The organism is Polyangiaceae bacterium (assembly GCA_016715885.1).
Taxonomy (GTDB): domain Bacteria; phylum Myxococcota_A; class Polyangia; order Polyangiales; family Polyangiaceae; genus Polyangium.
Genome location: JADJXL010000017.1, coordinates 279,038 through 291,507, shown reverse-complemented (window position 1 = coordinate 291,507; position 12,470 = coordinate 279,038). Strand labels below are relative to the sequence as shown.

The following is a 12,470-nucleotide window of genomic DNA, read 5'->3' as shown; positions in this document are numbered from 1 at the left end:
TTCACGACGGATTCATCACAACTGATCAGGCACCTTGATCTCGCCGCGAACGACTTTCTCGGCCAGCGCATCGACGCGCTTCTTCACGTCATCCGGAACGCCTCGCGCGTGAGGTCCCTCGTCGACGTATCCCACGCCATTGTCCGCCAATCCGAACGACCTGAGCCCGCCTTTGAATCGTTTTTCCGTCACGGCGCGGATCGTGTCGAAGACCGCGACATCGCCACGCTTGATCATGCTCGTCACGACCGTGCCAGGCATTTCGTCGTGTTGATCCGCATCGACACCGATGGCCTTCACGCCCATGTCTCGAGCTGCTTCGAACACGCCGTGCCCCGTCGTTCCGGACGCGTGATAGATGACGTCTGCACCGCCTGCGATTTGGCTGTTCGCGATCGCTTTGCCCTTCACGGGATCCCGAAATGCATCCGGTGTCGTTCCTGCGTAGCCCGCATACACGACGCAGGTTGGACAAACTTCGCGCACGCCCGCTCGATAACCCGCCTCGAATTTGCGAATGAGCGGGATGTCCATGCCTCCGACAAACCCCACGCGATTCGTCTTGGTGATGGAACCCGCGACGGCTCCGACGAGAAACGAGCCTTCTTCTTCGCGAAAACGCAGGCCTAAAACGTTGTCTGGCACGGGCGATCCATCGAACGGCGGCGCGTAATCGATGCACGCAAAGGGCGTGTTGGGGAACGCTTTGGCAACGACGTTCACGTCGGTTGAAAAGATGAACCCGACGCCGATCACCAGATCGAAACCGCGAGCTGCGAAGAGGCGCATGGCGGCTTCGCGATCTTCAGCGCCGCTCGGCTCGAGGACCTCGGTGGTCACGCCAAGCTCACGTGCCGCACGAGACAAACCCTCGTACGCTGCATCGTTGAAGCTTTTGTCCCCGCGCCCGCCGACGTCGAAGACGAGCCCAATACGAACGTCTTGGTGAGCTCCTCCCTTTGGCTCGTCGTCGACGCGTGCCGGCAAAAACGCCGACGCGGCTGCCGCGAGCGCAACGCAAAGCGTGACGATGGGTAGTCTCGATCGCGTGCTCACGGCGCTTTTGGCCATGTGTCTACGCTAGCGCAGTCGCGCTTCTGCAGGACAGCGCGAGCCGAGTATATTTCCAGCATCCATGCGTCTTGCGACTTGGCTCCTCGCCCTGGCGATCGCGGTCGGCGGTTCTTCCGTGCATGCGGAAGATGCGGCGCCGCGGGCCGTCTTGCTCGATCGAGTGGCCGTGCGTTGGTACGCGCCAGAGACGGGCGGGGTCGAACGGCCGCAGTTCATTTTCGAACGCGAGCTGGCGTTCGAGGCGCGCATTGCAGCGCTTGCCGATCCCGACATCGAAGCCGCTCCGTTCACAGACAGACACGTGCGCGCTGCGCTCGAACGTCGCATTGCGGAAACGCTCTTGTCGAATTTGCCAGTGCTTCCCGCGCCCACGGCAGCCGAGATCGCATCGCGTGCAGAGGTTGCCCGAGCGGTGCTCGAACAACGCGTGCGTGGCCGAGACAAACTCATCGCCGCTGCAAAGGCTGAAGGCATTGGGACGGACGAGATCGACGCACTGCTTCGTCGGCAAGCCCGGGCGAGTCTGTATCTGGACCGCATGGTTGCCCCGATGCTCGAACCGAGCGAATCGGAATTGCGTGCGCTTTTGGCAACGCCTGGAGCGACACCTTTTTCAGGACAGCCTTACGAAAAGGTTGCGTTGCCGCTCGGTCGGTGGGTCGTGGCGCAGCGGCTCGGGGATGCCATCGCGACGTACTACCAAACCGCTCGTTCGCGCGTCGTCGTTACGCTCGTGCGGGCGCGGTGAACGTTGGATTGTCCGGACGAGCTCAAGACGAAGCGGAGCGCACTTCGCCGCTTACGACTTCTTGCGATGATGCGGGGGCCGGTTCTTCGTCGGCATGAGGCAGCGGATGCTCGTAGTGATGCGTAAACGAGCGAGCTGCGCGGCGAGCCTTGAGGAACTCGGCGAACGCGGTGAGCGTATCGAGGTCGCGCGGTCCGAGCGCATCGGCGATGTCGCGCAGATTCTTGCGAAGCGTCTCGACACTCTTTCCGCGACGCATGTCCCGCTGCGGAGCGACCTCTTCGCGCGGTTCCCGCGTTGTGGTTGCACCTGCACCTGCGCTTGCACCTACACCTGCATCGGGTTGCGCCGCTGCCCCTTCGGTTTTCGGCGGGATCTCGGGGACCCACACCGGCCGAGCAACGGGATTCAGCGCATGCGCATTGAGCCACGCTTCCATGAAGATGCGTAGGCGTTCGCTGCGGAACGAGAACCACCGCTCACGTTCTGGACCGTACGCCATCAAAACATCTTTGAAGCGACGGAACGCACCCTTGCCGTCGATGGCTTGCGTCAGTTTCTCCGCAAGCTCCGGGTTTTCGACCATCGGGATGAATCGTTCCATCCATCGGTACTGCTCGCGTGAGCTCACCGGATCGATGCGCAGATACGTAGGATCGGCAGCGATGCGTGCATGCATCTGCGGATCGGCCACGCCATCGACGACGCGGAGCACGTCGCCCGCAACGAGATGAAGGTACGAATGAACCTCCGGCGCGTTGTTTTCGAAGGCATCTTCGAGCGCCTCCCAGTCGACCGGAATGTCGCGGTAGGGGCCTCCTGTGGTGGAGACATTTTCAGGCTTGGGCATGTCCTCCTCTTCCAGCGACACGACCCGACGCTGCGGTAGTCGACCGGGCCTCTGAAGGGGAACCAAATGAGATTGGGAACGAGAGTTCTCCGTCGTCATAGAATTTTACGCTTTTGTGCTGCTTTTTGGGGCCGAACTCTCCCAGCATAGTGCCTGTTCCCCTCGCCGGAAGCTTGCCCACGTTTGCTACCCGCGCTTTTTGTCGCCGCTCCAAGGATCGTCGTGGACACCTGATGTGCTCGCTTTCGAGCTCGGGAAACTCGGGATCTCGCAGGTAGCAGGTTCGGGTCGGAAATGCTCGTCGCTTGCGCGACATGACGAACCATTTCCCCGTTGGGTTCGTCCGACCATGTTTTTCTTTATGCACGAACCGAACGCGAACGGCCAACTGCATCACTCCATCGAGCAAGGTGGCTCTCCCGCTCATCGGCACTCATCGCCACCTCGAACGTTCGCTCGACCTTGGACATGCGGGCTGCATCCCGCACCCCGGCAAACAGCCCTGCACCCACGCCTGCAAGCATGGCCGCGCCGCGCGCGGTCGACTCGAGCTCGATGGGCCGCTCGATCGCCGTAGCGGCGACGTCCGCTTGGTACTGCATGAGCAGGTCGTTTTTCGCAGCGCCTCCGTCGACGCGCATGCGTGCCAAGGGTTTGCCCAGGTCGTCCCCCATGGCGCGGAGCAGGTCCGCCACTTGCAACGCGATGCCCTCGAGCGTCGCACGGGCGAGGTGAGCGGCCGTCGTCCCGCGCGTGATGCCACAGATGACGCCGCGCGCATCCGAGTCCCAATACGGCGCGCCGAGTCCCGAAAGAGCTGGGACGAACGTCACCCCTTCGCTCGAAGAAACCGACCGAGCGAGCGCTTCGATGTCTGCCGCATTCTTGATGATTCCAAGTCCGTCACGGAGCCACTGCACCGCAGCTCCCGCAATGAACGAGCTACCTTCGAGCGCAAAGACCACCTCGTTGCCCGCTTTCCAACCCACCGTGGTGAGCAGGCCGAAACGGCTCATGACCGCGCGGTTTCCGGTGTTGACCAAGACAAACGCCCCCGTACCATAGGTGCACTTGGCATCGCCTGTGCCGAAGCATGCTTGGCCAAACAGGGCGGCTTGCTGATCGCCTGCAATTCCCGTGATGGGCGTGCCGTCGGGCAGATGTGGAAACCCGTTTGTCTTGGCGATGCTCCCGGCGGAATCGACGATCTTGGGCAGAACGCTGCGAGGGACGCGGAACAGGTCGAGCATCGCTCCGTCCCAATCGAGCGTTTCGAGGCTCATGAGCAGCGTGCGCGAAGCGTTCGTCACATCCGTCGCGTGCACCGGAGCGCCGCGCTTTGCTCCGCCCGACAGGCGCCACACGAGGTAGCTGTCGATCGTACCGAACGCCAATTCTCCAGCGTTTGCCCGGCTGCGCGCGCCTTCGACGTTGTCGAGCAGCCAGGCGGCCTTCGTCCCGCTGAAGTACGGATCCAAGACGAGTCCCGTCGTCTTCTTCACGCTGGGCTCATGCCCCTCTTGCCGCAACTTCGCGCACACATCGCTCGTGCGTCTGTCTTGCCAAACGATGGCGCGGTGGATCGGTTTGTCCGTGGATCGATCCCACACGACGGTGGTTTCGCGTTGGTTCGTGATGCCGATCGCGGCGATGTCTCGGCCCGTGACCGATGCCGAGGCGAGCGCATCGGACACGGAATCGACGACGCTCTGCCAAATCTCCTCCGGCTCGTGCTCCACGAGACCCGGTCGGGGGAAGTGCTGCGGAAACTCGCGCGTCGCGCGTCCGCGCGTAACGCCAGAGGTGTCGAGCACGAGCGACGTCGTGCCGGTGGTTCCTTGATCGATGGCAAGAAGCAGATCGGCCATGGCTTCGGCCTACCTTGGCGCACGTGCAGAGGAAAGAGTGATCCTGCGGACGGAGCGTCGTGCATGCGCGCGGAGCCCATGTTTTTGCGAGCTAGGCCGGTGTTTCGATGTGCAGCTCGGGCACGTTGCCCGAGACCTGTCCGAACCTCTCGCTTAATCCGCCGAGACGGCATAGACTCCGCCCGTGCTGATTCAGCACCGATGTGGACCGAACATGCCGGCCATCGACATGCGTGAAACTCAAAACCTTCAACGTCGCGGTGCCGGGCACGAATTTCGGTTCACCGAGGCCCGGAGAGCGTAGAGATTCCGATGGCTCGACTGATCCTGCAGACCGCCGAAGGGCAGCAGGCCATCGAGCTGCGGCCCGTGAATTCGTTGGGGCGTCATCCCAACAACTCGATTCAGCTTCTCGATAAGATCGTTTCCAAAGAACACTGCATCATCGAGCTTCGAGGAACGCAGTTCGTCCTTCGCGATCTGGGCAGCCTGAACGGGACGTTCATCAACAACGAACGGGTACGCGGCGAGGCACCGCTGAAACATGGCGACGAAATCTCTCTCGGGTCCACCCGCGGGAGGTTCGACGACGGCCCTGTACCGGCATCGGGTCCCGCCATCGTGTCGCCTTCACCGATCGCCCCTGCGCCGATGGCAGCGCCTCCGCAACCGGCGCCTGCGCCGCAGTGGGGCCCTCCCGGAGGCCCGCCGCAAGGCCAATCGCCGCTCGCCGCGTCATCGCCGCAGCTTCCGCAAATCGGCAACGTTCCGCGTCCAGGCGGCCCGCCCGCCGCGCCGCCGCGCCCGGGACCGTCGGGCTTTGCGCCTCCTGCGCCCATGCAGCCGCCGCGACCGAGTACGCCTGCGACCGCCGTTCCTCCGACGCATCCGAGTCCCCATGCGCACGGGCTGCCGCCTCAAGCGACGACGACGGGTCGCGGCCACGATGCTCGAACGTTCGTCGGCGGCGTGCATTCGTTTCTGCCGCAAGGAACCCGCATCGATCTCAACGATCAAGCGCGGCAAATCGGCACGCAAATCGCCGCTGTCGAAAAGGGCTTCGTGCCTTTCGAACGCATCGCGACCGACATGAATCAGCTCCGTGCCGACTACGAACGCCTCCGTTTGTCGCACGAGCTCACGCGTGAAATTTCATCGGAGCGCGACACCAACAAGCTCCTCGACAAAATCCTCGCGAGCATCTTCAAGTTCATTCGCGCCGATCGCGGCGTCATCTTTCTCCGCGACGAGGCCGGCGAGTTCGTCCCGCGCGCGATGCAGCGTCGTGACGGCACCGTCGCTCCCATCAGCGTCTCGTCGACGATCCTCGATCACGTCGTCAAAGAGCGCGCTGCGGTGCTCACGCACGACGCAGCCATGGACTTCGCTGCGTCCAAAGGCAAGAGCATGATCCTGAATCGGATCAGCTCCGCCATCGTCGTGCCGCTCGTTGCTCCCAACAGCAGCCAAGACGTGCTCGGCGTCCTCTGGCTCGACTCGGAAACCCTCGCGCAGTTCCAGCCCAAAGACCTCGAGCTCGTCGTCGCCATCGCGCACCAAGCATCGATGTTCATCGAGATCAACATCCTCGGCGAACAGATCAAAGCCGAGACGATTGCGCGCGAGCGTTTTTCCCGGCTTCTCTCGCCGAACATCGCCGAACGCGTCATGAGCGGTCAGCTCGAAGTTCGTCTCGGTGGCCAACGCGTCGAAGAGTGCACGGTCTTCAACAGCGACATTCGTGGCTTCACCTCCATGAGCGAAAATGCGCGACCGGAAGAGCTCGTCGAGATGCTCAACGGCTACTTCGAGCTCATGGTGGACACGGTCTTCAAGTACGAAGGCACGCTCGACAAGTTCATGGGCGACGGGATCATGGCCCTTTGGGGCGCTCCCGTCGTTCATCCCGACGACGCCATTCGAAGCGTCTACTGCGCGCTCGAAATGGGCTCCGTGCTCGGCGACTTCAATCGCGCTCGTCTCGAACGCGATCAAGCGCCGCTCGCCATTGGCATCGGAATCCACACCGGCCCGCTCGTCGCAGGCTACATCGGCAGCTCCAAAGCCCTCTCGTACACCGTCATCGGTGACGTTGCGAATACGTCCGCGCGTCTTTGCTCAGTCGCTCTCGCAGGACAAATCGTCGTCAGCGAGACGACGCATGAACGGCTTGCAGGACGCTTCGAAACCGAAGAGCTTCCGCCCGCCAAGGTCAAAGGCAAAGAAAAGCCTCTGCGCCTCTTCAACGTCATCCGCGCACTACCGTCGGTTCCAGTCGGTGCCAACATCGTATCCGAACCGACGATTCTGGAATGACAAACCACCCATTTTCGCGTCCTTTTCCGCTGCGGTTGGCAAGAGCTCGCTGAAACATGTTCGTCCTGCCATTCGAAAAACCGATCATCGAGCTCGTCGAGAAGGTCAAAGCTCTGCGCGCTCTCGCGGCTTCCGATCACCGCTTCGAACCCGAGCTCGCGCGTCTCGAAGAAAAAACCTCACGCCTCGCACGTGAAATCTTCGCCGACCTCTCGCCCATCCAAAAAGTTCAGCTCTCCCGTCACGCCAGCCGCCCCTACACCCTCGACTACGTCAAACGACTCTTCACCGGCTGGATCGAGCTCAAGGGTGATCGCCGCTTCGCCGACGACCCGGCGATCGTCGCCGGTCTTGCCTCGTATCACGGCAGAAGCGTCGTGATCGTTGGACATCAAAAAGGTCGCGGGACGAAAGAAAACGTCAAACGCAACTTCGGCATGCCCAACCCCGAGGGATACCGCAAAGCGGTTCGTCTCTACGAACTTGCCGACAAGTTCGGTTTGCCCGTTCTCACGTTCATCGATACACCCGGCGCGTATCCCGGCATCGGCGCGGAAGAGCGTGGACAAAGCGAAGCCATCGGCGCAGCGCTCGCTGCCATGGCTCGAGTCCGCGTCCCAATCATCGCCACGATCATCGGTGAAGGTGGATCCGGCGGTGCCCTCGCGCTCGGCGTCGCCAACAGCGTCCTCGTCCTCGAGTTCGGCTGCTATTCCGTCATCTCGCCCGAAGGTTGCGCAGCCATCTTGTGGAACGATGGATCCCGATCCGACGAAGCTGCCCGCCAGCTCAAGATCACGGCGCCCGAATTGCTCCATCTCGGCGTCGTCGATGCGGTCGTCGAAGAGCCGACAGGTGGTGCTCATCAGGATCACGACAAGGCAGCGAGTTTGCTCGATGCAGCTCTCTGGCCAGCCCTCACGGCGCTCGATAGTTTGTCCCCGGATGATCTCGTCGAGAACCGATATCGTCGCTTCCGCGCGCTCGGTTCGTACCTCGCGTGACGTCTTCACGCGCGTGTGCTAGCGCGGCACACGGAATCGAAGGAAGGCGCGCATGACCAGTGATCCCAAGATCCAACCAACGGGCGTCAAAGCTCCTCATGGCACCAAGGTCATGGAGATCCAGTGGGCGGATGGGCACAAGAGCATCCTGCCGCATGAAATTCTGCGTGGGTATTGCCCGTGCGCGCATTGCCAGGGTCATGGGGGCGTCATCAAGTTCGTTCCCGGCGGCGATCTCGTGCTCCGAGACATCAAGCAAGTCGGCAACTACGCCCTGCAATTCACCTGGGGCGATCAGCACGACACGGGCATCTACACGTTTCGCCACTTGCGAGCGCTCTGTCAGTGTGACGAGTGCAAACCTACGTCGCAGTTCCCCCCAGGGTGAGGCATCGTGACTGACAAACCACGTTCGTCAGGTGCTTCGGCACCGAAAATCAAGAAGCTCGATCCACATCAAATCGTGGATGCGAGTTTTCTTGCCGGTGCTGCTACCGGCAGTTCGCTTCCCCCACCCACGATGGCCGAGATCGCGTTTGCGGGGCGATCGAACGTCGGCAAGTCGAGCCTCATCAATTCACTCGTCGAGCGTCGCGGCCTCGTGCGCACGGGCGCGACGCCTGGTGTGACGAAGCAAATCAACCTCTTCGAGGCGCGGGCGCGTGATGGCGCCGTCTTTCACCTCATCGACTTGCCTGGTTATGGCTACAGCCGCGTTTCGAAAGCCGAACGTGCTGCTTGGCAAAACCTCATCGAAAAGTATCTTCGTACGCGCGTGACGCTTGCCGCGCTCGTGCTGCTCGTCGACGTGCGTCGTGGCGTCGAGGAAGACGACGCCGAGCTTGTTCGCTTTGTCGATGAGGCTGGCACGGCACAACGACAACCCGTCGAAGTCGTCATCGTTGCCACCAAGGTCGACAAACTTGGTGTTGCTGCAAGGCGTACGGCGCTCGCCAGCATTTCCAAACAAGCTGGTCGCAAGGTGATCGGTTATTCCGCGGAAACGGGCGAGGGCCGAGCCGAGCTTTGGCGCCTTCTTCGCAAAGCGACGTTTCGCGGCATGCCGGCTCCCGAATCCGAATGACCTGCGATCGAACGCTCTGAGTTGGGAGCGGCGGTGAACGCGAGTAAACCTGTGGACGATGTCCGCTTACGCCGGTTCGCTCGTTCCCGTCACAGAGCCCTACCTATCGCTCGCTTGGATTCCGCTCGTCTTGCTGCTTGGTGCGCTGATCGTGACGTTTTCGGCTGGTCGGCTCGAGCCCCAGCGTCGCCGCGCCGTTGCGCTCGTTTCGATCGGCATGGCGCTTGGCCTGCTCGCGCTGCACGCGGTGCAGCTCGCGATGCTCGATTCGGCCCGTCGAGCGCTCCGTGACGTCACGACAAACCTCGTACGAATCGGCTCGCTGGACGCAAACCTTGGTTTCTTTCTGGATCCGGCGGCTGCATTTTTGCTGTTCGTTCCGCTCGTAGGCACGGCGTTCTTTTTGACTCGTACGAAGTTTGCGAAAAAAAACGATGGGGCGGGTCATCGTTTCCAGGCCGCCGTGTTGCTTCTTGCGGCGGGTGTTTCGACAGCGCTGCTTGCGGATGGGTTTGTCGTTCTTCTTTTCGGTTGGTCTCTGGCGGCGGTCGCGACGTACGTGTTGGTCGTACGAGACAAACGATTGTCCGTGCCGGTTGCCACTGCGACGCGTGTGTTCCTTCTGCAGTTTGCCGGCATCGCATCGCTTCTTGCAGCGTTTGTCCTGCTATTCTGGAGCCTTGGTGGCGCATGGCTCGGTGATGGATACCTTTCTGACTACCGCGCGAGGTTCGTCGCCGTTCACGCGCGTGACATGTCGTCCGGCCCTGAAGAAGTCGTCGTGCCCGACGATATTCCGCGAGGCGAGCGTGATGCCGCGGCCGTTGCCCAGCGTGCGAAGGAGCGCGGAACGCTCACGTTCACGAGCCATCCTGGTGCGCGCGTCTTCGTCGACACGGGCGACAAGTTGCTCGAGCGCGCCGAACCGTTCGGGGTCGCGCCGTTTGTCCGGAAAGACATCCCTGCGGGACCGCACGACATCGTGATCGTTCCTGGAGGCGGAGCGATCGTCACGGGTGATGGTCATGAAGTCGCGTGGATCGAGCGGCTCGTCGTAGGAAATGGCGAAGACGTCTCCGTCGTGCCGGTGGGTCAAGCGAGCACATTTTCCGAGGTTGCCGATCAGCTCGAGCTCGTCGACGACCAAGGCAAGCACTTCTTGCGCAACGCACTGTTCAACAAGAAGTTTTTTGGATTTTTGGGCGTCGTTCCGCTCGTGGTTTTTCTCATCGCGCTTGGAGCGCTTCTCACGAGTGTACCGGCGCTGCTCGTGCCGTGGCTCGTGCCCGGCGAAGCATCGCCTTCGTGGAACGTGCTTCGCATCTCCGCAGTGGTGTTGGGTCTTCATCCGCTGGTGCGTGCGGGCGATCTCGTTTCGTTCAACCACGACGTCGTGGTGATCGCGTGTGTCTTGGCGGCGGTGCTCGTGGGTGTCGTGCGTACGCGTCGCCCATCGTTGCTTCTCGGGTCCGCTCTCTTGCTCGTCGCGGCGATGTTTGTCCTTCCAACCGACGTTCATGCGTCCGAAGGAGGCGAGCCGCGGATGGTTCTTCGTCCCGAGCGAGGTGATGTCGTCGAGCTCGACTACGCGCCCGATGGCGAAACGATGGTCGGTGCGTTTGTCATACGAAACGACGGGACGGCTGCGCTGAAGGTTTCGGGCGCGAGGCTTCGCTTCGATGCGGATGCGCCGCGGTCGCCGCCTTTCGCGACGGTGGAGATCGAAGGCGCGAAGGGCGGTGCCGTGGTCGTCGATCCGGGCAAGGAGCGTCGCGTCGTGGTTCGGTGGCGGTTTGGAGATGCTCGTGCGCGTGAGTTTTTTGGGCATGCGTTTGTCGAAGCGAATGCTCCGAGCTCGCCGTCGCTCGTGCCGATTCACGCGTCGCGTTCGCGGGATCTTGGTCCGCTGGGTGATCGGGCGCTTTCGTTCATTGTTTGGTTTCCGCTCGTTGCGGCATTCCTGGCGCTCGTGCTCCGTGCAATTCGCCGCGATGGTGCGCGTACGCTCGCAGTCGCGTCGGCGCTCGTATTTGCAGCGAATCTGGCATTCGTCATTGCCATGGGTGCGCGTTTCGATCGTCAATTCGGCCGAGCTGACGGAAATGATGGATTGCAGCTCGTCGAGCGAGCGGTGCTGTTGCCGAACATTGGCGTCGAATACTTTCTGGGTTTGGACGGAGTATCGCTGACGCTCGTGGTCGTGATGTCTTTGGTTGCGCCATTGGCATCGCTGGCGTCGGCATCGCTTCGTGATCGACCCGTGTGGTTTCACGTATTCGGGCCGATATTCGTTACGTCGGTGCTCGGGGTATTCGTATCGCAGGACATCGTTCTGTTTTGCGGGTTTTGGTTTGTTGGAATCGTTGCGGCGTATTGGTTGATTCGAACGGGCACGGGGGAGGGTGCCCGCGTTTCTGCAATGCGATTTGGCATATCGTCGCTTGCCGGAATGGTCTTTCTTGGCGCGTCGGCATATTGGCTTCATCGTCATTCGGACCCCACGTATGCCGTGGATGGTCGCTTTTTGACGCATGCATTGGCCATTCCCGATCTCGCGCGGGTGAATTGGGTGAACGTCGATGCATCGCTATTCGGCGTGAACGCCATCAAAGTCATCTGGACGGCGCTATTTTTCGCGTTTGGTTTGCGGCTCGTGCTGCCATCGGTTGCATTTGCCGAATCGGATGCACCGAGGAACGTTCTTTTGCAGGCGGCGTTCGTCGGTACGGCTGTGATGGGTTTGCTGCGTTTCAACGTCGGGATAATGCCTCAGGGAACGAGGTGGGCGGCAAATACGTTGATGATGGTGGGCGCCCTGGTGCTCGTCGTTTTTGCGCTATGGGCGCGCGCTCAATCGGACATGAAGCGCTGGGTTGCGCATGGTTTGACGGCGTATGCCGGGCTCGTATTGGTGGGCATTGGTTCGTGCACGCCGCAGGGCATTGCGGCGTCGGTGTATGTTGCCGCTACATTGGCGCTGGTTGCGGGGCTTTTCGCGCTGCTCGTGCATGCGCTCGAAACGCGCGTGCGGACGACGTTGACGAGCCAATTCGGTGGTTTGTCCGAGCACATGCCGATGTTTGCGGGGCTTTTTGGGGTGGCGGTGTTCGTATCGATGGGAATGCCTGGGCTTGTGGGCTTTTGGGGACCGCTTTTGGCGGTGACGGGAGCATTTCCGCGGCAGCCGGGATTGGCTGTGGTGGCGATTGCCGGTATGGTGATTTTGGCAGCCGTTCAGATGCGGGCTACCGGAAAGATTCTGTTTGGCGCGGTACCCGCCGAGTGGCGTAAAAACAAATACCTCGAAGCATTTGGCGGCAAATTCCCCGATCTCTGGCGGGACGAACTGCTCGTCACCGTACCGCTCGCGGTGCTGCTCCTCGTATTGGGTTTGTCGCCACGAACGCTGTTTTCATTGATCGATGCGGCGATTTTGGATTTGCATCGACTGGTGGATGCGGCGGGCGTGACTCAGGTGGGGTAGGCTGTAAACGGCGACGAGCCCACGGCGGAACTCTCCCGCACG

At 61.6% G+C, this 12,470-nt stretch carries 9 protein-coding genes; 6 read left to right on the top strand and 3 right to left on the bottom strand.

The window, feature by feature from the left end:
• Positions 1-15: 15 nt before the first annotated feature.
• Positions 16-1,071 (bottom strand): BMP family ABC transporter substrate-binding protein, encoded by a 1,056-nt coding sequence (locus tag IPM54_20895; GenBank protein MBK9262249.1) that lies wholly within the window; start codon positions 1,069-1,071, stop codon positions 16-18.
• Between the two features lie 64 nt (positions 1,072-1,135).
• Here IPM54_20895 and IPM54_20890 point away from each other — a divergent pair, with 64 nt between their 5' ends.
• The gene (locus IPM54_20890; GenBank protein MBK9262248.1) at positions 1,136-1,822 is read left to right on the top strand and encodes a hypothetical protein; all 687 of its coding nucleotides are present in this window, start codon (positions 1,136-1,138) and stop codon (positions 1,820-1,822) included.
• Between the two features lie 22 nt (positions 1,823-1,844).
• Here IPM54_20890 and IPM54_20885 read toward each other — a convergent pair whose 3' ends face one another.
• Both IPM54_20885 and glpK read right to left on the bottom strand, forming a co-directional pair.
• The gene (locus tag IPM54_20885; protein ID MBK9262247.1) at positions 1,845-2,672 is read right to left on the bottom strand and encodes a hypothetical protein; all 828 of its coding nucleotides are present in this window, start codon (positions 2,670-2,672) and stop codon (positions 1,845-1,847) included.
• 359 nt (positions 2,673-3,031) lie between these two features.
• Positions 3,032-4,540, bottom strand: coding sequence for a glycerol kinase GlpK (gene glpK / locus IPM54_20880; GenBank protein MBK9262246.1), 1,509 nt, complete (start codon positions 4,538-4,540; stop codon positions 3,032-3,034).
• Positions 4,541-4,852: 312 nt separating this feature from the next.
• Between glpK and IPM54_20875 the strand changes: the two genes are divergently transcribed.
• From IPM54_20875 to IPM54_20855, 5 genes are read left to right on the top strand one after another with little or no spacing between them, the layout of a single operon-like run.
• Entirely contained in the window at positions 4,853-6,856 is a 2,004-nt protein-coding gene (locus IPM54_20875; protein ID MBK9262245.1) for an FHA domain-containing protein, read from the top strand.
• A gap of 56 nt (positions 6,857-6,912) precedes the next feature.
• A complete protein-coding gene (locus IPM54_20870; protein ID MBK9262244.1) occupies positions 6,913-7,860 on the top strand; it encodes an acetyl-CoA carboxylase carboxyltransferase subunit alpha in 948 nt (315 codons plus the stop codon).
• 52 nt (positions 7,861-7,912) lie between these two features.
• A complete protein-coding gene (locus IPM54_20865; protein MBK9262243.1) occupies positions 7,913-8,248 on the top strand; it encodes a DUF971 domain-containing protein in 336 nt (111 codons plus the stop codon).
• A 3-nt stretch (positions 8,249-8,251) separates the two neighbouring features.
• Positions 8,252-8,944 (top strand): YihA family ribosome biogenesis GTP-binding protein, encoded by a 693-nt coding sequence (locus tag IPM54_20860; GenBank protein ID MBK9262242.1) that lies wholly within the window; start codon positions 8,252-8,254, stop codon positions 8,942-8,944.
• Positions 8,945-9,002: 58 nt separating this feature from the next.
• Positions 9,003-12,428 (top strand): hypothetical protein, encoded by a 3,426-nt coding sequence (locus IPM54_20855; protein MBK9262241.1) that lies wholly within the window; start codon positions 9,003-9,005, stop codon positions 12,426-12,428.
• Positions 12,429-12,470: the final 42 nt, after the last annotated feature.